The following is a 20,291-nucleotide window of genomic DNA, read 5'->3' on the forward strand; positions in this document are numbered from 1 at the left end:
GGGCTACGGACTCACGGACACAGCGGAAGCAGTTGGTCGCGTGTCAGAGGCGCGAGTTTGACTGCTCCCGGCGAGGACGGATCGAGCCACAGGATCTCCTCGATCTCCGCACCGGGACTGACGGAATGCGCGATGACGATGCGGAAAACCTCCGCATCGACCAGCCGGCCCGGCTCATTCGCCGCTGGCGCGGTGTATCGCCCGAGATAGGTCATCTCGTTCGGATCGATATCGATCCCGAGCTCCTCGGACAATTCCCGCCTGAGCGCGACTTGCGGATGCTCGCCGGCCTCGATCTTTCCGCCAGGTTGCATGAAACTCTCGGTCGCCTTCTTCCTGACAAGCAGGACGCGTCCATCGCTCCTGCTCATCAATGCAGCAGCTATCCGAATGGCACTTTGCGACGTCATTCCGTCCACACCTCAATCCGCAACCGCGATCGCTTCGATCTCGATCAGCCATTCCGGCGCGGCGAGCGCGGAGACGCCGACGAGGGTCGAGGCCGGCGGCTCCATGCCTTCAAAAAAAGCCGAGCGGGCCTTGCCGATGATCGGACGCAGCTCCGGCTTGTAGCCGACCACGAAGGTCGTGATCTTCACGATGTTGGCATAGCTCGCGCCGGCCGCCTTCAGCGCGTGGCCGAGATTCTGCATCACCTGCGTGGTCTGCGCGGCGAGATCGCCCTCGCCGACGATGCGGCCCTCCTCATCCACCGACACCTGCCCGGAGATGTAGATGGTGCGCGCGCCGGAGGCGGTGACGACGTGGGAATAGGCTGGATTGTGATGAAGGCCGCTGGGGCGGAGATGATCGAGCTTGGGCATGGGGGCTCCCTGGCGTTTTGTTCGTCGGGCAGCCTATCCGGATCGTGAGATCGGAGCCAGCGGGAAGATGCGGCGCACGATGCTCCGCTATCTCTCCCGCATGCTCTCGTGCCGATAGCGCGCAAGCGGCGACAACAGATAGCTGATGATCGAGCGCGTCCCGGTCTTGATCTCGACCGTCACGGCCATGCCGGGTGAGAGATTGACGGATTTGTCGTCGATCAGCATCCGGTCCTTCGCGGGAGCGATCCGGGCCGAATACACCAGCTCCTGCCCCTTGGGCTCGCTGCTGTTCTGTTCGGTGCCCAGGGATTTGTCGCCATTCTTGTCGGCAGGCTTGTCGCGGGTGATGGCATCGTGTGACACGCTCGTGACCTTGCCGTCCACCAGGCCATATCTGGTGAAATTGAAGGTATCGATCTTGATCGCGACGTCCTGGCCGACCTCGATGAAGCCGATGTCGCGGTTCGACACGATCGCCTCGATCTCCAGCCGGCTCTCCAGCGGTACGATCACCATCAGCGACTGCGCGGGCGTGACGACACCGCCAACGGTGTGGATGGCAAGCTGCTGGATGACGCCGTCGACCGGTGCGGTCAGGCGCTGAAAACTCCTCCTCTGCTCGGCCTTGACGACGTCCTGCATCAGGCCCGCGGCCTTCTGCTCGGCCTTGGCGAGGTCGTCCGACAGCGAGCGCTGATATTCGGCCGTCGTCTTCGTCCCGGTTTCGACCAGTGCAGCGAGGGCCGCGTCGGCCTCCTTGGACCGGCTCCTTTGAACCACGAGCTCCTGCTGCTGGCCCACCAGATCCTGGAGCTCCTGGAGATAAAAGATCTTCGATCCCAGTTCCTTGTCGAACAGCTGCTTGCGCATGTCGACGCGTTGCTGGAGCAGCGGGATCGTCGCCTCGAGCTTGCCGATCGTCGCCGTGATCGTGGTCCGCTCGGCCTCCTTCTGCGCGACCTGGTGCTCGATCGAGGCCAGCTTGGCGGCCTGCTCGGCGGCCTGGCTCGCCAGAAATCGGCGCTGGACCTTCACGAGTTCGGCGGGAGCGCCTTCCGGCGGATGGAAGCTGGCGACCGGATCGCCGCCGCCGGCAAGCGCCGCGCGCAGCCGCGCCGCCTCGAGCTGCGCACCAACGAGATCGCTCTTGAGGTGTCCGAGCTCGGCCTCGTTCATCGTGGAGTCGAGATCGACCAGCACATCCCCTGCCCGCACCGTCTGGCCATCGGCGACCTGGATCGCGCGCACGACGCTGGTCTCGAACGGTTGGATCACCTTGGTCCGGCCGCTCGGGATCACCTTGCCCGGCGCCACCGCGACGATATCGACGGTGCCGAGGCAGGCCCAGGCGGTCGCCACCGCGAAGGCGGCGACGATCACGGCGCCGACGGCGCGGCCGACCGGATTGGGCGGCGCCTCGACGATCTCGAGCGCGGCCGGCAGGAAGGCTATCTCGTCCTTGCTGCGCACCGGAGCTCTGCTGGCCGGAAACGGCACGACCTTGCTAGCTGATTTCATGCAAGCCCGCCTGAAGCCGGAACAGCGTGGCGTAGCGGCCCCCTGTCTTGATCAACTCGTCATGGGTGCCGTCCTCGATCAGGCGGCCGCGATCCATCGTGATGATGCGGTGGGCCATGCGCAGGGTCGACAGCCGATGCGCGATCACGAAGACCGTGCGCCCCTTGGCGATCTGCGCCATGTTCTGCTGGACGATCCGCTCGCTCTCGTAGTCGAGCGCGCTCGTCGCCTCGTCGAGGATCAGGATGCGCGGATTGGTCATCAGCGCCCGCGCGATGGCGATCCGCTGCCGCTGGCCGCCGGACAGCGTGCTCCCCTGCTCGCCGACGATGGTGTCATAGCCTTCCGGAAGCTCGAGGATGAAATCGTGCGCGCCGGCGAGCCTCGCGGCTTCGATCACGCGCTCGATCGGCATCGTGGGATCGGCGAGCGCGATGTTGTTGCGGACCGTGCGATTGAACAGGATGTTCTCCTGGAGCACGATGCCGATCTGCCGGCGCAGCCAGGTCGGATCGACCATGGCGAGATCAGTGCCGTCCACTAGCACGCGCCCGCTCTCGGGCACGTACAGCCTCTGGATCAGCTTGGCGAGCGTGCTCTTGCCCGATCCCGACGTGCCGACCACCCCGACGAACTGCCCCGCCGGCACGCTCAGGCTCACATCGCTGAGAATCTCGGGACCGTCGATCCGGTAACGAAAGGTGACGTGCTCGAACTTGATGTCGCCGCGGATCGCCGGCAGCGCCGCGCGCCCCGGCGTGTAGACGGGCTCTGCCGGCGTGTTCAGGATGTCGCCCAGCCGCTGCACCGACAATCGCGCCTGGTGGAAATCCTGCCAGATCTGGGCCAGACGAAGCACCGGCGTGCTGACGCGGCCGGCCAGGAGATTGAACGCAACAAGCTCGCCTACGGTCAGATCGCCGCCGATGACGAGCCTTGCACCGAAATACAGGATCGCGGCCGTCGCCACCTTGCTGACGAACTGGATCGCCTGGCTCGCGGTATTGCCGAGGCTGATGACGCGAAAGCTCGCCGCGACGTAGCTTGCGAGCTGCTCCTCCCAGCGCCGCTGCATCTGCGGCTCCAGCGCCATCGCCTTGAGGGTCTCGACGCCCGTGACGCATTCCACCAGGAATGCCTGGTTCTCCGCGCCACGCTGGAATTTTTCGTCGAGCCGCCAGCGGAACGCCGGACTGACGCCGGCCGAGATGGCGATATAGAATGGAAACGAGGCCAGCGTGACCAGCGTGAGCAGCGGCGAATAGACCCACATCACCGCGATGAAGACGATGGTGAAGAAAAGATCGATCGCGATCGTCAGCGCGGAGCTGGTGAGAAAATTGCGGATGTTCTCCAGCTCGCGCACCCGCGCCACGGAATCGCCGACCCGGCGCGCCCGAAAATATCCGATCGGCAGCGCCAAGAGATGCCGAAACAGCCGCGCGCCCAGCTCGACGTCGATTCGATTGGTCGTGTGCGAAAACAGGTAGGTCCGGAGCGCGCCGAGGATCGTCTCGAAGATCGCGATCGCGACCAGCCCGGTCACGACGACGTCAAGGGTGGTCATGCTGCGATGGACCAGCACCTTGTCGATCACGATCTGGAACAGCAACGGGGAGACCAGCGCGAACAGCTGGAGGAAGAGCGAGCCGACCAGTACCTCACCGAGCAGCCGCCGGTATTTGTGGATCGCTCCCAGAAACCAGGTGATGTCGAAACGCCGGGAAAGGTCGGTCAACAGCGAGCGCTTGGCGACCAGGATCACCCGGCCGTCCCATACGGCTTCGAACTCGGCCCGGGTCATGAGGTCCGGCTTCGCGGCATCCGGCACCTGCACGATGATCTTGTCCTCCCCGGCCTTGCCGAGCAGCAGAAAGCCGCCGTCGCGCAAGACCGCGATGCATGGCATCGCTATCCCGGTGAACCGCTCCCACCTCGTGGAGACCGTTTTCGCCTTCAGGCTGAAGCCCTTTGCGCAACGCAGGATCTCGGTGACGCCGATATTGTTGCCGAATTGATGCCGGACCTGGTCCGGGCTCGCCCCCACGCCGTTCAGACGCAGCAAGGCGACGATCGCGTGAAGGCCCGGATCGCCGGACGACTCGCGTGCCGCGTCTTCAGCCATGTGCCGCCCCGTCATGTCTCAACTCAGTCACCCGCGGACACCTCGACGGCCGCGCGGCTGCTCCCAACATCCCTCGTCGGGCATGAGGCGAGCGGCCGCGTAGAAATTCATATGATATTCTTGCGATATATGTTATATGCAACAAGCACGACTCACATACGAACGTAAATTCAATTGAACGGCGATCCCGACGCCCGCGATCAGGGGGATCTTACTCAACACCGACGACATTTGGGTGAACCTTATCCTCAGGCCTGCATCGCTCTCCGCATCAACAAAATAGGCCCTATTTGGCCTCATGATCGAAAATGCACCGATCAGATTCTCATGATCGGCGCGACACCCTTGCGGCGTCGTTCGGCGCGGCCCGACGCGTCAACGCGACGCAACATCACATAACATTGGACGGGAATAAACCATCACTCACTGTGTTATGATAACAAAATTGATGCGCATGTCGTAATTGCCTACCCGTCGCCGCGACAGCGACGGCCCGGTCGTTGCGATAGCGACCGCAAGCCATTCCGCGCCAAAACCGTCAGATGACGTCCATTTTGCCGACCACTCACCTATGAATATTGCGCACATCCCAACAGCTGCTCCCGGTACGAACGGCTCGTCCCGGCCTCCGGCACCCGCGCAGGGCGATGCCGCGCCGTTGCCGCAGAGCGCGCGGTCACCGTCGGCGGGGCCGGACAAGCCGCCATTCCGTCCGCCGGCCGACATCCCGACCCAGTCCGGCCCGCTCGGCATCCGCTTCGACTTCAACGACGGCTGCCGGGTGTTGCTCCCCGACGGCAACGGCCCCTACCAAGCCAGGCTGAGCGATATCGACAGCGGCAATGTCCTGTTCGAAACCGAGATCAAGTCGGGCCGCATCAATTCGACCAAGCGCTACTTCGTGCGCATCCGTCTCGAGATCCGGGTCAAAAACGAGGTTGTCCTCCAGCACGACTATTCGGCCACAGATCGCGACGTCCTGATCCAGCTTCCCGAGATGACGCTCGGCGATACGATCGGGTGGTTTCCCTACGCGGACCGATTTCGCGAGCGCCACGGCTGCCGCCTGACCTGCACGATGTCCGAAAAGGTCATCCCACTGTTTCGCAAGGCCTATCCGGACATCACGCTGCTCGGTCACGGCGAGGTCGATCCCCGCCGCTACTACGCGACGTACAACATCGGGCTGTTCTTCGACGATCAGGACCATGTGTATCAGCCCAGCGACTTCCGCCATGTCGGCCTGCATCGCACCGCAGGCTACATCCTCGGCGTGGATCCCGCCGAGCAGCCGCCGCGGATTGCGGTGGCGGATGACACGCCACCCATCGCCGGGCCCTATGTCTGCATCGCCGTGCAGAGCACGACCCAGTGCAAATACTGGAATAATCCACACGGCTGGCGCGAGACCGTCCGCTTCCTGAAGCAAGCGGGCTATCGCGTGATCTGCATCGACCAGAAACCGGTTCACGGCTCCGGCGTGGTGTGGACGCAGATTCCGCACGGCGCCGAGGACGAGACCGGAGATCGCCCGCTCCAGGAGCGTGCGCGCTGGCTCAAGCACGCGGACTTCTTCATCGGCCTGTCGAGCGGGCTGTCATGGCTTGCCTGGGCGAGCGGAACGCCGGTCGTGCTCATCAGCGGCTTCACGCATCCGACCAACGAGTTCACGACGCCCTACCGCGTCGTCAACTATCACGCCTGCAATTCCTGCTGGAACGATCCTGTTCACAGGTTCGACCACAAAGACTTCCTGTGGTGTCCACGCCACAAGGATACGCCGCGACAATTCGAGTGCACGCGGTTGATCACCTTCGACCAAGTGAGACGCACGATCGAGACCATCCCGGGCTTCGGGACGCGAAACGGACATAGGACACAGTGAATTTTACCAGGAGAAATGCGATGACTGACGTAGTACAGCCGGGCGACACTCTGGCGGTCGGCTCCGGGGCGACCGTCGACGGGACCTTGGTCCTGTGGAGCGGTACGCTCGAGATCCACGCCGGCGGCACCGCCAACGGGACGGTGGTCAACGGCGGCGGCGTGCTGGTGGTGGACGCCGGCGGGACGGCTGTCGACTCTTTCCTCGGCGGCCTTGCCGTCGAGAACGTGTTCGGCACCGACATCAACGCGACGATCGCCGGCGGCGCCGTCATGAACATCTTCAACGGCGGCAAGGCGATCGACACCACCTTGGACGGCGCCACGCAGAACGTCTACTCCGGCGGCACGGCGAGCGGCACGACCGGCGGCGGCGTTCAGGCCATCTATGACGGCGGCATCGCGACCGGAACCAACCTGAGCGCCGGCGCGCAATGGGTCTATTCCGGCGGCGTGGCCAGCGGCACGACGCTCGGCAACGCCATCTACCAGGCCGTCTATGGCGGCGCGACCGTGAGCGGCACCACCATTGCCGGCGGCCAGCAGGACGTCGTCGGCCTTGCGATCAACACGACGATGACCAGCGGGTGGCAGTTCATCGGAAACGGCGGTGTCGCGAACAACACCGCCATGAGCGGCGGCTTCGAATATGTGCTGGCCGGCGGCACGGCCAACGGCACGCATATGAGCGGTGGCGCCCAGATCGTCTGGGACGGCGTCGCCAACAACACGGTGATGACCGGCGGCACGCAGACCGTGCTCGGCGGCGGCGTGGTGAGCGGCACGACCCTGACCAGCGCAACGCAGCAGGTGCAGATCTACGGCTTCGCGGTCGGTACGGTGGTCAACCGCGGCGGCTACGAAGTCGTCACTTCGGGCGGCGTCACCAGCGGCACGATCGTCAACAGCGGCGGCTACGAGTTCGTTAGCGCAGGCGGAAGCTCGTTCGCGACCACGGTCAATCGTGGCGGCTACGAGATCGTCAGCGCCGGTGCCACCTCGACGAACACGACCGTGAATTCCGGCGGCTACGAGGTCGTCGACACCGGCGGCGTCTCGAAGAATGCCACGGTGCTGGCCGGCGGCTACGCCATGATCCAGGTCGGCGGCCTTGCGATGAACATGGTCATCAGCGCCGGATACCAGTTCGTCTACGGCACTGCCGACAACACCACCAATCTGGGTGGCATCGAGTACGTCTATGGCGTCGTCGACGACACCGTGATCGGAAATCACGGCAAGGAGAACGTCATGGGCATCGCCAACGACACGGTGGTGAACAGCGGCGGCCTCCAGACCGTGTCCGGCGGCATCACCAACGGAACGATCGTCCACAGCGGCGGCGTCGAGCTCGTGAACAGCGGCGTCGCCAACGGCACGATCATCTCCGGTGGTCTCGCGCATGTTGCCGTAGGCGGGGCTGCGGTCGACGTCACGTTCGAGGGCGAAGGCGGCACGCTTCAGCTCGACAGCTCCGACCTGTTTTCGGGTCAGATCTCCGGCTTCGGCGACACCGATATCATCGATCTCCGCGACATCGCCTTCGGCGCGGGGACGACGCTGGGCTACGCAGCCGATCCCGGCAACGGCGGCGGCACGCTGACAATCAGCGACGGCGTCAATTCAGCCTCGCTGGCCCTGCTCGGCCAGTACTCGGCCGCGAACTTCGCGCTGGCTTCGGATGGACATGGCGGCACCATGATCACCGAGCACATCGCCGTGCAGCAGGCGAACCTCGCGCCCAACGCGCTGGCGGCTTGATCGCGAACGGCGGCGGAGCCTCGGCTCCGCATGCCCTGAAACATCGAGGGCGCAGCCTTTCCGAGGCTGCGCCCTTTTTCTTCAAGCTGTTGGCGCGCAAATGCTCGCCGGGACTTGGTGCCTAATTACAGGGCTTGCTGTCCTTGACGTCGAATTTGCCCATGGCGCCGGAAATGACGAAATCGTTGTAGTCGAGCACGAGCTGGCGGGAGACGCCGTTCTCGTAGAGCTCGAACGCCATCGCATAGACCGGCGTCTGCTCGCCTTCCTTCTGCTGGGACTCGCGGTCGAAATAGCTGACGGTGACGGGCCAGCGCCTGAGCGACTTCATGTGCTCGTCGGAGGTCGACGGATCGGATGAGGTGGCGGCGCGGTCGGCAGGGATCGGCTGGCCGATCACGGTCAGCGTGTTGTAGACCTTTTGGCCGTCGTCCGAGCCGTCATAGACGGAGAGCTCGAGCAGCGACTTGCCGTCCTTGGCAGCAGCGATGATGCGCTGGATCTGCTCGGTCGGGAACACGATCTTGCCGTCGAGGGTGAAGGTCTTGGGCGCCGGCAACTTTAGCTTGACATTGATGTGGTCGCCGTCGCGCTCCGCCGAGCCGTCGACCCGGCCGGCATCGGCCTCGTTCATCCGCGTCTCGATCTTGAAGCGGTAGCTTTTTCCCGCGGCGTCTTCCCAGGAATTGGAGCGGAGGTCGCTGAGCGTGACCTTGCCCTCGCCGCTGTCGAGCTCGGAGACCTGGCGGAATTCGGAGGTGTAGCCCTCGCAGGAGCTCCCGGTGAAGTTGTAGAGAATGCGGCCGCGCGCGCTGTTGACCGAATTGGAGCGCGATTTCACCAAGCTCAAATCATACAGCGCCTGGTGCGCGAGGAACGGACCGTTGGCGGCCTGCGCCCCGCAGCCGGGGCCGAAACTGGCCGCCGCGAGCGCCATCACACCGAGCGAAGTCCGGAAAAGGTGCACCATGTCTGTTCCTTGGAGACGCGTCCTTGGCGAAAGCGCAGATTCGACATTTTAATGACTGTTCCATTGCGTCGCAACTGAGGCCGTTTCACGTAAAGTTGCGGCCTTTGCGTTGAACCGCCTGCCCTGCCTCAACAAAATGCGTCGCCTCCGGTTGCTTGCATGTGGCGGTACGATGGGCGAAACAGGACGTGCCGGGCCAACAGATAGCGCCCCGGCTGACGAATCCTGGACGAATTTTTGGACAACGAGGTCGAACATGGCGGGCACGGTCGAGCAGAAACTGGCGGAACAGGGCATCAAGCTGCACGAGGCCCCCACCCCCGTCGCCAACTACGTGCCGTTCGTGCGCACCGGCAATCTGCTGTTCGTCTCCGGCCAGGTCTGCTTCGACCCTGCCGGCAAGCTGATCGCCAAGGGCAAGCTCGGCGCCGGCGTCTCGATCGAGGACGGCGCTGCGGCGGCGCGCGGCTGCGCGGTCAACCTGCTGGCCCAGGTCAAGGCTGCCCTCGGCGACCTCGACAAGGTCGTGCGCGTGGTACGCCTCGGCGGCTTCATCAACTCGGCGCCGGACTTTCTGGACGGGCCGAAGGTGCTGAACGGCGCCTCCGACCTGATGGTCGCCGCCTTCGGTGACAAGGGTCGCCACGCCCGCACCACCGTCGGAGTCGCCTCGCTGCCCGCGGATGCGGCGGTCGAGGTCGAAGGCGTGTTCGAGGTCGCCTGACGCGCATGCGCGCTCCGGATTGGCTGACAGCCCGGCCGGTCGCCCATCGCGGCCTGCACGACATCTCCCGCGGCATCGTCGAGAACATGCCGGGCGCGGTGCAGGCTGCGATCGCCGGAAATTTCGCGATCGAGGTCGACATCCAGCTCTCCGCCGACGGCGAGGCGATGATCCACCACGACCACGCGCTCGGCCGTCTCACCGAGGCGACCGGCGAGGTGGTCTCGAAGACCGCGGCGGAGCTGAGGGCGATCAAGTTCAAGGACACCGACGAGCGGATGATGTCGCTCAGCGATCTCTGCGCCATGGTCGCCGGCCGCGTGCCGCTGGTGATCGAGGTGAAGAGCCATTTTGGCGGCGACCGCAAGCTGGTGAAGCGGATGGCCGAGGTGCTGGCGTCCTATGACGGCCCCGCCGTCGGGATGTCCTTCGATCCCGACCAGGTGCTGGCGCTGCGCGAGCTATTACCGAGCCGCTCGCGCGGCATCGTCGCGCAGCGGACCTATGAGGACGAGTACTGGGCCTACCTGACGCAAGAGCAGCGCGACAGCATGCTGTACCTGCGCCACGGTTTTCAGACCCAGCCGCATTTCGTCGCCTTCAAGGTCGACCACCTCCCGGCCCCCGCCCCCTGGATCGCCCGCAACGTGTTCGGCTGCGCCCTGCTGGGCTGGACCGTTCGCACACCCGAGCAGCGGACGCGGGTCGGGCAGTATGCCGATCAGATGATCTTTGAGGGATTCGTGCCGTAGGCTTGCCAACGGCGCTTTCGTGTCCCGGAGGCGCTGCAACGCGCCAGCGTTGCTGCGCAGAGCCGGGGCACGAGAGCTGTGTTCCCCCGCCTCTTGAAGTCGCTGCTGCAATGCACGATCTTGGGATCGATGGCATCATCTGAAATCACGCTCGAGGCGGTCCCTTCCATTGGCGAGGTGTCTGCCGAGGATTGGGACGCCTGCGCCAATCCCGGCGGCAAGTGCAATGGGCTTGGCGCGGGAACCTCATCCGCTCGTCCAGGCGGCTCCCTCGGCCTCTCAAAACCGGCCTATAACCCGTTCGTCTCACACGCATTTTTATCTGCCGTCGAGAAATCGGGTTCGGCAACGATCCGCACCGGCTGGGGACCGCGGCATCTCGTGGCCAAGCTCGACGGCCGCGTTGCCGGAGTTGTGCCCTGCTATCTCAAATCACACAGCCAGGGCGAATACGTCTTCGACCGCGGCTGGGCTGATGCCTATGAGCGCGCCGGCGGACGGTACTATCCAAAGCTTCAGGTCTCGGTTCCCTTCACGCCGGCCACGGGCCCACGGCTGCTGGTGCGCGACGGCGTCGACCATGAGCATATCACCGAGGCGCTGGCGAGCGGGCTGGTCGCGCTGTGCGGTGTCAGCAAGGCTTCCTCGGTGCATGTCACCTTCGCCCGCGAGACGGAGTGGAAGCTGCTGGCCCAGCACGGCTTCCTCCAGCGCACCGACCAGCAGTTCCATTGGCGCAACGAGGGCTTTGCGAGTTTTGACGATTTTCTGGCGACGCTGAACTCGCGCCACCGCAAATCGATCAAGCGCGAGCGGCGCGATGCGCTGGCGGCCGGCATCAGCATCCACTGGCTCACCGGCAAGGACATCACCGAAGACGCCTGGGACGCGTTCTTCGAATTCTACATGGAGACCGGCTCGCGCAAATGGGGCCGGCCGTATCTCACGCGCGAATTCTTCTCGCTGGTCGGCGAGACCATGGCAGAGGACGTGCTGCTGGTGATGGCCCGCCGCAACGACCGCTGGATCGCGGGCGCGATCAACTTCATCGGCTCGGACACGCTGTTCGGCCGCAACTGGGGTGCGGTCGAGCATCATCCCTTCCTGCATTTCGAGGTCTGCTACTATCAGGCGATCGATTTCGCGATCAAACGCGGCCTCACCCATGTCGAGGCGGGCGCTCAAGGAGAGCACAAGATCGCGCGCGGCTACCTGCCGCGCACGACCCATTCCGCCCATTTCATTGCCGATCCCGGCCTGCGCCGCGCCATCGGCGATTACCTCAAGCGCGAGCGCGCCTATGTCGCGGAAGCCGGACGAGAGCTCGCCGAGCTCGGCCCGTTCCGCAAAGGCATCGGCGAGGCGCCTTGACGGTTTGCCGTCGCTGGTGACAGTAAGCGCAAAATTCCAAGCTCAGAATTCCTGGGAGCCGCCATGACCGCCTACGACACCAACAACATCTTCGCAAAGATCCTGCGCGGCGAGCTGCCCTGCAACAAGGTGTACGAGGACGAGTACGTCTTCGCCTTCCTCGACATCATGCCGCGCGTGCCCGGCCACACCCTGGTGATCCCCAAGGCCCCCGCCCGCAACATCCTCGACATCAAGCCGGACGACTATGCCCATGTCGCGCGCGCCGCGCACAAGATCGCAGCGGCCGCGATGAAGGCGTTCGACGCCGACGGCATCACCGTGCAGCAGTTCAACGAGCCTGCCGGCGGACAGGTGGTGTTTCATCTCCACATGCACGTGATGCCACGCCATGACGGCGTCGCGATGCTGCCGCCGGCGAGCCGCAAGGAAGACGTCAAGGTGCTCGAGGAGCATGCGGCGAAGCTGATTGCGGCGCTGAAGGGCTGAGCCTCATTCCGTCTGAAAGTCCCCCGGCTGCGGCGCGGCCAGCGGGGTGAATTCGCAGCGATCGGGCTTGATGTCGATCAGCGGCGTGTTGTCGATGCAGTCGAGGCCGCGCACCAGAATCGTATTTCCCTCGATGCCGACCAGCTTCACGATCGAGGTGCCGATCGGATTGGGCCGCACCGGCGAGCGCAGCGAGAAGGTGCCGCGGGTCTTCTCGTTGTTCTTCGGGCTTTGCAGAACGATGTCGCGGCGCGACTTGTCGAGCCAGTACAGCACTTCGAGATTGCTGTAGAAATCGACGCCCTTGATCGCGGGCACGAACGGCTCAAAAATCTCGAGGCGGCAGATCGGGCCGTCGTGACGCCCCTGTCGCGGCGTCTCCAGCCGCGAGGTCCAGGGCGTACGGATGCGGCCGATGAAGACGAGGCCGGCATCCTCCACAGGCGGCAGCTCGATGGCGACCTCGCCCTCGCGGAGCTCGTTTTCGCGAACCATATTTCCAGTTCCTTGGCTGTTCGCCGGCGGTTTTAGCCCAACCACCATGTGCCGGCCAGCATGAAGAGTTCGCCCGTCACCACGCCCGCGAAAATCGAGCGGCGGGTCAGCAGGAAGACGACGAGGCCGGCGCCGACCGCACCGTAGCGCAAGGCATCCGGCACGCTGGCCAGCGCGCCCGGCGGCTGGACCACGATCTGGGCGATGACGCCGGCCAGGATCGCGGTCGCGACCGCCCTCACCCAGACCAGCAGCTCGGAGCCCTCGTCGATGCCGCCGCCGAACCACAGGCCCAGCATGCGCCAAATCTGGTTGGGAACGACGCCGGCGACGAACAGCACGACGAGCGCGTGCCAGTCGCCGATCAGCTGCGCGTAGCTCATGCGCGCACCTCGCGCCACCAGTGCACGCCATAGGCGATGGTGCCGGCGACGAGGCCGCTGACGAGGATGTCGAGCCCGGAGTTCATCTTCGCCGCCAACGGATAGAGCAGAACCCCGAGCGCCAGCGCGACGACGTCGGCGACCTCACGGCTGTTGCGCGCGGTCGAGAACAGGAACGACAGCGGCGTCAGCATCAGGATCGCGGCACCCAGCGTCTGCGTCAGGTTGGCGGCGAGGAAATAGCCGACCGTGTTGGCGGTGAGGCACACCGAGACCAGACCGAAGCCCAGTCCATTGACGAAGGCGATCCGCCGCTCGCGCGGCACCTGCGGCAGGAAGCGATGGCACTCGACCCATAGCGTCACGGCGGTGAGATGCGCCGCGAAGAACAGCTCGCGCCGCTTGGTCGTCGGCGTGCGCATCAGCGGCAGCACCGAGACCACCATGGGAAACAGGCGGATGGCGCTGACGGTCACCGCGATCGCCGACTGGATGATGGTCGCACCCGACCCGAGCGTGGTGATCAGGATGATCTGCGCCGGACCTGCCCAGACGAACAGCGTCGAGCAGAGCGCCCACAGCAGGCTGAAATGGCTGTCATGGGCGAGCGCGCCGATGCCCAGATAGGTCGCGAACAGGACGAGCGTGAGGATCGTCTGCGTGATCGAGCGCAGCCCCCAGCCGAAGGCGCGCCAGGGACTTTGCCATTGAGGGGAATCGAGTGGAGGAAGCGCCAAGGGACGGCCGGCCGAGGTTGCGGAATCGTGCCTGCATAACGGGCAATGCGGCGGCCCGCGTCAAGGAAGCGCGCGGCGGGGCTGGCATGCGCGGGTGGCGCCGGCGCAGCATCACCGCTGTCATTCCGGGGCGCGCGAAGCGCGAACCCGGAATCCATTGGGCCGCAGATACTGCCGAGCGATGGATTCCGGGCTCGCGCCCAGAGGGCGCGCCCCGGAATGACGAGCGGAGCTACCCGCTCACGCCCCTGTTCTTCAGCACGAAGCAGGCGCCACCGGCCTTGCGGATCTTATTGCACAGATCATCCGCCTCGTTGCGGGTGTCCGCGCCGATGCGCACCTGGTAGAACGCGCGCGTGCCGCGGCTGCGCATCACCGAGCTCAGCAGGCTCGGATCACGCTCGCCGATCACGGCGCTCAGCTTCGTGACGGCCCGGGAATACATCGCCAGCGCCTTGTTGCGGTCGAAGCCGGCCGCGAGCTGCACGCCCCAGATCTTTGCGGCGGCGAGCTCCACATGCTGCTCGAGCTCGGCGACGAAGGGATTTGGCGCGCGCTTGAGCAGCGCCATCAGATCGCGGCAGCTGGTCGGCGGCGAACTCGGCGGCGCCTTGCCGGTGCTGCCGGCCTTGGCCCATGCATCGACGCTCGCGCCGGTGATGGCATAGACATAGTTGCGAGTCTGCTCCGGCATGCCGCCGGTGCCGGCGAGCCATTCCTGCACCCGGCGCGGTCCCGCATTGTAGGCGGCGGCCGCGAGTCCGAGATTGCCGAACTGGTTCCGCAGCTCGTTCAGGAATTCGGCCGACTTCGGCAGTGCCTGCACCGGATTGAAGGGATTGAGCAGCCCGCGCTCGCTCGCGGTGCCCGGCATGAACTGCGCGATCCCCTGTGCGTGCTCGCCGCTGCGCGTCATCGGTCCCACCGCATCGGCCTGGAAGCGGCTCTCCTGCCAAATAACGCGGGCGAAGAACTCCAGCGGCAGGTTGGCATCGCGGGCCGCAGCTTCGACGATCAGGCAGATCGATTCCCGCGTGTCACTCTCGCGCGCATCCGCCGGCTTTGGCGGCGGCATCGCAAGCTCCTCGACGCTGGGAACAGCAACATTGGTCTTTGCCGGCGAGCTGTCCCACGCCGCCGCCGGCGACGTCGGGACGAGCAGCGCGACAACGAGGATTGACGCAATTCGCGCCAACTCTGCCCAAGCAACGCTGTGGCGCCTACCGGCGCCACATGCGACAAGATGATCCGCCATGTTGTGGCATCGTGCCATGGTTCGACGAGTTGCCAATATATGCTGCCTGACCTGTTTCTCCCAATGCACTACCCCGCCAAACGGATCCGCGCGATCCTGGCCCTAGCCGCCCTCGTCCTGTCCGCCGCGCCGGCACTGGCGCAAGTCAGCTGGCGGATGACCACCGAATACCCGCAAAACAACATTTCCGGCATTGGCCTCACCACTTTCGCCGATCGCGTCGCAGTGCGCACAAACGGTTTCGTGACCGTGACGAGCGCGTTCGACAACGAGCTCAGGATCAATTCAGGCGAGATGCCGCGAGCGGCGCTGGATGGCCGCATCGCCGGTGGCGATGCCTTTGCGGGCGCGCTGTCCGGCCTCGACCCGGTGCTCGGCCTCTCCACCCTGCCCTTCCTGGTGCAATCGGTCGACGTCGCGCGCGCCACCAATGCGCGGGCCCGCACGCTCTACGAGAAGGCGTTCGCCGCTCGCGGGCTGAAGCTGCTCTATGTGACGATCTGGCCGGCGACGGGCCTCTGGTCCGATCATGCGCTCGGCGGCGCCGACGATTTGCCGAAGCTGAATTTGCGCGCCTACGACGCCAATTCCAGCGCGGTGATGCGCACCGCCGGCGCCAATGCGCAGTTCCTACCGATGGACAAGGCGCTCGCCGGACTGAAGGAACACCAGCTGAACGCCTTCCTCACCTCCGGCGATGGCGGTGCGGGACGCAAGCTCTGGGACTTCCTGCCGCATTTCACGGCCATCAATTATGCGATGCCGATCTCGATCGCCTTCGTCCGCAGCGAAGCGTTCGCGGAGCTGTCCGAGCCGATGCAGCGCGAGGTGATGGCGGCCGCGGCCGAGACCGAGCAGAGCCAGTTCGCGCTGCTCGCCCATCGCACCGCCGAGAATTACGCGCGCATGCGCGACAACGGCGTCACCATCGCCGAGCCCGCGCCGCAATCTCTCATCGGAGCGCTCCGCAACGCCGCGACCGGCACGATCGCCACCTGGGAAGCCCAGGCCGGTCCAGACGCCGCAGCGATCGTCGCATGGGCCCGGCAGCAATGACGCGACGGGCCTTGACTTGACGCCTGATCCGACTAGCAACGGACCCGTCTTACCCCAAGGGGACGGGCCCGGATGCAAACAATCTATTTTGATCTTGACGGCACGCTGACCAACCCGAAACCCGGGATCACCCGCTCGATCCAGTACGCCCTGGAGCGGCTGAACGTCGCGGTGCCGAGCGAGGACGAGCTAGTCTGGTGCATCGGCCCGCCCCTGCATGCCAGCTTGGAGAAGCTCACCGGCAGCTCGGAACTCGCCGACCGCGCGCTCCTGCTTTATCGCGAGCGCTTCAGCGATGTCGGCCTGTTCGAGAACGAGGCCTATGGCGGGATCAAGGACACATTGTCCTCGATTGCCGCGACGCATCAGCGCATATTCGTGGCGACCAGCAAGCCGGCAGTCTATGCCACCCGCATCATCGATCATTTCGGCCTGCGGCCCTATTTCGAGCGCGTGTTCGGCTCCGAGCTCGACGGCACGCGCGTCGACAAGCGCGACCTGCTGCGCTACGCGCTCGATGAAGCTAGGGTCGATCCCGCCGACGCGATCATGATCGGCGACCGCAGCCATGACGTGGTCGGCGCGCGCACCAACGGCATGACCGCGATCGGTGTGCTCTACGGCTATGGCAGCGAGGCCGAGCTGCGGGATGCCGGCGCGCATCACATCTGCGCCGCGCATCCCGAGCTGCTCGGCCACTGCGTGGCCTAGGCGCTGACGGTTTCCACCGCCGCAAGCATGCCGGTCCTCGCGTGGCAGTTCCGATACTCGAAGAACTGCTCGTCCGCGGCAGCCACCGTGACCTCGTGATAAAGCCGCAGCTTGGCTGACGGCCCGAGCGTCGAGAGGTACTTCATCGCCGCGCCGAAGATCCTGACGTGGGTCGGATGCGACTCCGCCCAGCGCTCGAGCGCAGCGAGGCTCTTCCACCAGCTCTGGCCGTAGGACTTTTCGCTCGCGCTGCCGTCATCCGCGAGCACACGCATGTAGCGGTTGGCGTAGCAGCCGATGCCAAGGCCGTCGTCGCGCAGAAAATCCATGCCCTCACGCAGCACCGGCTCGACGTCGTCGAGATAGAGCTTCCGCTCGGACGCCTCGGTATCGCTCCAGTCCTGGCCGGAACGGATCAGGCAGAGATTGTCATGCGGTTTCACGCGGAGCCGCGCGCCATCACGGATCAGCTCGGGAGTGCCGCCCGGCGACATCGGATCGGTCTGCGACAGCGGAATGCGATCGCGCATGCCGCCCCAATAAGCGTGCTCCTGTATCTCGCCGCTCATGCCGCCTGCGATGACGGCGACGCCTTCGGGCCGGTCGGGCGAGGAGAACAGCGTCTCGTGCCGCGCGACGGCAGGACGCAGCACCTCGATGAAGGTGCCGATGCCTTCGCGCGGCTTTCCAGTCCAGGCGCGCCGGCGCAAACCAGGCGTCGAAGCGCGCGACGTCGTCCCAATAGGCCACCGAGACGATGGTCTCGTAGCCGGCCTGGTCGACATAATGCGCGCGGTCCCAATGCGATGGGCCGTTCTCCACGAAGAGCCCGGCGATGTCTTCCAGCGCCGCTGTTGCGGCCGCCGGCGCCGCGCCCCGATATTGGATACCGAAATAAGCCATCACGACGCGGCTCACGGCCGGCTTGTAGCGCGCCACGAAGGACGGATATGGCGGCTGGTAATCATCGGGCACGCGCTTGTGGCGCGTACGCGCCGTTTCGAGATGCAGAGGAATTGCGGATTCCATGATCGTGCTCTCCCCTTGCTCTCGGCGATCAGCTCGCCGCCGCGCCGATGTCCGTGGGCTCGACGGTATCGACCGGCAGTGCAAACTGCTCGACGCGCTTGTAGGGCTTGCTGTTGAGCAGGAGCCGCGTCACGTCCGGCCGCGAATAGTGCCCGGCGGGATCAGCCGCATTCTTGGCGACACCGATGGCTCCGAGATCGATCTCGGCGATCAAGAGGCCCTCCTGGTCCGGCGCCAGCTTGTCACCGATCTGGCTGCCGTCAGGGCCGTAGATCGCGGCAAAGCCGCCGCCGGCATGCAGCAGCGCGTGCTTGTCGGGCCGGTCGCAGAGCTCGTCGATCATCGCCTGCGAGACGGTCGCGCAAGGCGCGAGCACGAAGCAGGAGCCTTCGACCGCATAGACGCGCGAGGCCGCGTTGTTGACCTCCGCCCCGAGCGCTGGCGCGAACGGATCGTAGAGCGAGAAGCTCGGCCAGGCCGCGACATGCACCTGCTCGTTCTGGGCATACATCGCGTATTTCGACAGCGGCTGGAGATGCTCCCAGCAGCACAGCGCCCCCAGGCGCCCGATGTCGGGCCGCGCGTGGACAGCAAGATCGCTGCCGTCCCCCTCGCCATAGACCGTGCGCTCGGCATGGGTCGGCCGCAGCTTGCGGCGCTTTGCGATGGTCTCGCCGTCGGGCCCGATCAGCCATTGCGCGAGATAGAGGCTGCCGCCGTCGCGCTCGGACAGGCCGATCACAGCGGTGAGCCGCGCTTTCCGCACGGCCTCGCGCAGCCGCTCGGCCTGCGGACTGTCATAGGCCAGCGAATTGTCGAAATAGCGCTGCACGAAGCCGCGGCCGATCGCCCAGGCCGGCGAGTCCATCCAGATGTGCCAGGGATAGCCGGGTATGAAGGCCTCGGGAAAGGCGATCAGCTTGGCGCCCTTCTCGGCGGCCTCCCTGATCAGCGCGACCGACTTGTCGATCGAGCCGTCGAGATCGAGCCAGACCGGCGCCGCCTGCACCACCGCCACCTTGTATTTCGGATGTTCGATGCCCATTCCCGCCTCCATTGCCGGTTGATCGGAAGCCACGTCCGATGCAGTCTATTTGGCCAAGCCGGGCGGCCGCGCGCTCGACCGCGGCGGAACAAAAACTCGACTGGACGGAAGCGCCGACCCGGTACGGAATTTGCCTCCGCCAAGGCTCGATCCGCGCCAGCATGCAGTTTTGCAGGATGTGAAAGGGAGGCTTGCCGATGCCAATCCAGTTCACGACAGACGGCAGCCCCGGCTACCGGCGGCTGGCGCTGTGGCAGGACATCGTCTGCGACGTCTTCGTCGGGCTCGACTGCAAGTCCGATCTCGGCAGCGCCTTTCGCGGCTCGGTCACGCAGGCCCCGCTCGGCAAGGCGGTGTGCTCGGAGGTCTGCTCCGACCGCCAGCACGTGTTCCGCACGCCCTCGCGCATCGCGCGTTCGGATCAGGATTTCGTTCTCATCGCGCTCGGCAACCGCGGTCACGGCGGCGTGGTGCAGGACGGCCGCGAGACCGTGATCCATCCCGGCGAATTCGCGCTCTACGACACCACGCGGCCCTATGAGCTGAAGTTCAACGACGCCTTCACGCAGACCATCTTCAAGGTGCCACGGGAAATGCTGCAGCGCCGGCTCGGCGCCACCGAGACGCTCACTGCGATGTCGTTCGGGGCTGACGCACCGCTGGAGCGGCTGGCGTACGATTTCATCTTGCGGCTTTGCCAGAGCGCGGACCAGCTTGCGCCGGATCATGCCGCGGCCTTGTCGGAGCAGGCCGTCGATCTGTTGGCGATGGCACTGAGCGAACGGCTTGGCAAGGCATCCCTGCCGTCCTCGACTCACCGTTCCGCCCTGCTCTACCGGCTGAAGGCGCACATCCGCGCGCGCCTCTCCGATCCCGACCTCTCGCCGGCGGAAACCGCCGCCGCACTCGGCATCTCGCCGCGCTACGTCAACGATCTGCTCGCCGACGAGGACATGTCGTTCCAGCGCTATGTGCTTGCCGAGCGTCTCGCCCAATGCAGGCGCGACCTCGCTTCGCCCGTGCTTGCGCACCGCCACATCAGCGAGATCGCGTTTGCCTGGGGCTTTAACGACCTCTCGCATTTCGGCCGCGTCTTCCGTGAGCATTTTGGGATGTCGCCGCGCGACTTCCGGCAGAGCCAGTTACGGCACTGACGGTC

19 protein-coding genes and 1 pseudogene are annotated in these 20,291 nt (G+C 65.4%); 9 read left to right on the forward strand and 11 right to left on the reverse strand.

What is annotated here, in order from left to right:
* Window positions 1–11 precede the first annotated feature (11 nt).
* The 4 genes from WN72_RS28020 to WN72_RS28035 all read right to left on the reverse strand — a co-directional run bounded on the left by WN72_RS28020 (window position 12) and on the right by WN72_RS28035 (window position 4,470).
* Window positions 12–371, reverse strand: coding sequence for an NUDIX hydrolase (locus WN72_RS28020; protein ID WP_416207744.1), 360 nt, complete (start codon window positions 369–371; stop codon window positions 12–14).
* Between the two features lie 51 nt (window positions 372–422).
* Window positions 423–824 carry a RidA family protein gene (locus WN72_RS28025; RefSeq protein ID WP_027559671.1) on the reverse strand — a complete coding sequence of 134 codons (402 nt, stop codon included), beginning with the start codon at window positions 822–824 and terminating at the stop codon, window positions 423–425.
* Window positions 825–911: 87 nt separating this feature from the next.
* A complete protein-coding gene (locus tag WN72_RS28030; protein ID WP_092220128.1) occupies window positions 912–2,345 on the reverse strand; it encodes an HlyD family type I secretion periplasmic adaptor subunit in 1,434 nt (477 codons plus the stop codon).
* Window positions 2,332–4,470: a type I secretion system permease/ATPase gene (locus tag WN72_RS28035; protein WP_092220130.1), complete on the reverse strand. Its 2,139-nt coding sequence runs from the start codon at window positions 4,468–4,470 to the stop codon at window positions 2,332–2,334. The genes WN72_RS28030 and WN72_RS28035 overlap by 14 nt, the downstream gene beginning before the upstream one ends.
* Window positions 4,471–5,041: 571 nt before the next feature.
* Here WN72_RS28035 and WN72_RS28040 point away from each other — a divergent pair.
* Entirely contained in the window at window positions 5,042–6,355 is a 1,314-nt protein-coding gene (locus WN72_RS28040; protein WP_092220132.1) for an autotransporter strand-loop-strand O-heptosyltransferase, read from the forward strand.
* 20 nt (window positions 6,356–6,375) lie between these two features.
* Window positions 6,376–8,115: a hypothetical protein gene (locus WN72_RS28045; RefSeq protein ID WP_092220134.1), complete on the forward strand. Its 1,740-nt coding sequence runs from the start codon at window positions 6,376–6,378 to the stop codon at window positions 8,113–8,115.
* 121 nt (window positions 8,116–8,236) lie between these two features.
* On the opposite strand, the gene WN72_RS28050 is transcribed toward WN72_RS28045, so the two are convergent.
* Complete coding sequence (locus tag WN72_RS28050; RefSeq protein WP_027559675.1) at window positions 8,237–9,085, reverse strand: cell envelope integrity EipB family protein; 849 nt, start codon at window positions 9,083–9,085, stop codon at window positions 8,237–8,239.
* A gap of 256 nt (window positions 9,086–9,341) precedes the next feature.
* Here WN72_RS28050 and WN72_RS28055 point away from each other — a divergent pair, with 256 nt between their 5' ends.
* The 4 genes from WN72_RS28055 to WN72_RS28070 all read left to right on the forward strand — a co-directional run bounded on the left by WN72_RS28055 (window position 9,342) and on the right by WN72_RS28070 (window position 12,421).
* Window positions 9,342–9,809: a RidA family protein gene (locus tag WN72_RS28055; protein WP_014494672.1), complete on the forward strand. Its 468-nt coding sequence runs from the start codon at window positions 9,342–9,344 to the stop codon at window positions 9,807–9,809.
* Between the two features lie 5 nt (window positions 9,810–9,814).
* Window positions 9,815–10,561 (forward strand): glycerophosphodiester phosphodiesterase, encoded by a 747-nt coding sequence (locus WN72_RS28060; protein ID WP_092220136.1) that lies wholly within the window; start codon window positions 9,815–9,817, stop codon window positions 10,559–10,561.
* Between the two features lie 129 nt (window positions 10,562–10,690).
* Window positions 10,691–11,932, forward strand: coding sequence for a GNAT family N-acetyltransferase (locus WN72_RS28065; RefSeq protein WP_092220165.1), 1,242 nt, complete (start codon window positions 10,691–10,693; stop codon window positions 11,930–11,932).
* A gap of 63 nt (window positions 11,933–11,995) precedes the next feature.
* The gene (locus WN72_RS28070) at window positions 11,996–12,421 is read left to right on the forward strand and encodes an HIT domain-containing protein (protein ID WP_092220138.1); all 426 of its coding nucleotides are present in this window, start codon (window positions 11,996–11,998) and stop codon (window positions 12,419–12,421) included.
* Window positions 12,422–12,424: 3 nt separating this feature from the next.
* On the opposite strand, the gene tsaA is transcribed toward WN72_RS28070, so the two are convergent.
* From tsaA to WN72_RS28090, 4 genes are all read right to left on the reverse strand, one after another.
* On the reverse strand, window positions 12,425–12,916 hold the full coding sequence (tsaA, locus tag WN72_RS28075; RefSeq protein ID WP_027559679.1) for a tRNA (N6-threonylcarbamoyladenosine(37)-N6)-methyltransferase TrmO: 492 nt from the start codon (window positions 12,914–12,916) through the stop codon (window positions 12,425–12,427).
* A gap of 32 nt (window positions 12,917–12,948) precedes the next feature.
* Window positions 12,949–13,299, reverse strand: coding sequence for an AzlD domain-containing protein (locus WN72_RS28080; protein WP_092220140.1), 351 nt, complete (start codon window positions 13,297–13,299; stop codon window positions 12,949–12,951).
* Complete coding sequence (locus WN72_RS28085) at window positions 13,296–14,036, reverse strand: AzlC family ABC transporter permease (protein WP_092220142.1); 741 nt, start codon at window positions 14,034–14,036, stop codon at window positions 13,296–13,298. Before WN72_RS28085 ends, WN72_RS28080 begins: the two co-directional genes overlap by 4 nt.
* A 232-nt stretch (window positions 14,037–14,268) precedes the next feature.
* A complete protein-coding gene (locus WN72_RS28090) occupies window positions 14,269–15,111 on the reverse strand; it encodes a lytic transglycosylase domain-containing protein (RefSeq protein ID WP_244553994.1) in 843 nt (280 codons plus the stop codon).
* 219 nt (window positions 15,112–15,330) lie between these two features.
* Between WN72_RS28090 and WN72_RS28095 the strand changes: the two genes are divergently transcribed.
* Both WN72_RS28095 and WN72_RS28100 read left to right on the forward strand, forming a co-directional pair.
* On the forward strand, window positions 15,331–16,347 hold the full coding sequence (locus tag WN72_RS28095; protein WP_167381160.1) for a TRAP transporter substrate-binding protein: 1,017 nt from the start codon (window positions 15,331–15,333) through the stop codon (window positions 16,345–16,347).
* Between the two features lie 72 nt (window positions 16,348–16,419).
* Complete coding sequence (locus WN72_RS28100; protein ID WP_092220146.1) at window positions 16,420–17,058, forward strand: HAD family hydrolase; 639 nt, start codon at window positions 16,420–16,422, stop codon at window positions 17,056–17,058.
* Here WN72_RS28100 and WN72_RS28105 read toward each other — a convergent pair.
* A pseudogene (locus WN72_RS28105) lies at window positions 17,055–18,087 on the reverse strand (phenylacetaldoxime dehydratase family protein). The gene WN72_RS28100 and the pseudogene WN72_RS28105 overlap by 4 nt on opposite strands.
* A gap of 28 nt (window positions 18,088–18,115) precedes the next feature.
* Window positions 18,116–19,132, reverse strand: coding sequence for a carbon-nitrogen hydrolase family protein (locus WN72_RS28110; RefSeq protein ID WP_027559686.1), 1,017 nt, complete (start codon window positions 19,130–19,132; stop codon window positions 18,116–18,118).
* Between the two features lie 197 nt (window positions 19,133–19,329).
* Between WN72_RS28110 and WN72_RS28115 the strand changes: the two genes are divergently transcribed.
* Window positions 19,330–20,286, forward strand: a complete 957-nt coding sequence (locus WN72_RS28115) for an AraC-like ligand-binding domain-containing protein (RefSeq protein ID WP_092220148.1) — start codon at window positions 19,330–19,332, stop codon at window positions 20,284–20,286.
* The last annotated feature ends 5 nt before the right edge of the window (window positions 20,287–20,291 follow it).

The sequence above is a fragment of the Bradyrhizobium arachidis genome (assembly GCF_015291705.1).
GTDB classification, from domain to species: domain Bacteria; phylum Pseudomonadota; class Alphaproteobacteria; order Rhizobiales; family Xanthobacteraceae; genus Bradyrhizobium; species Bradyrhizobium arachidis.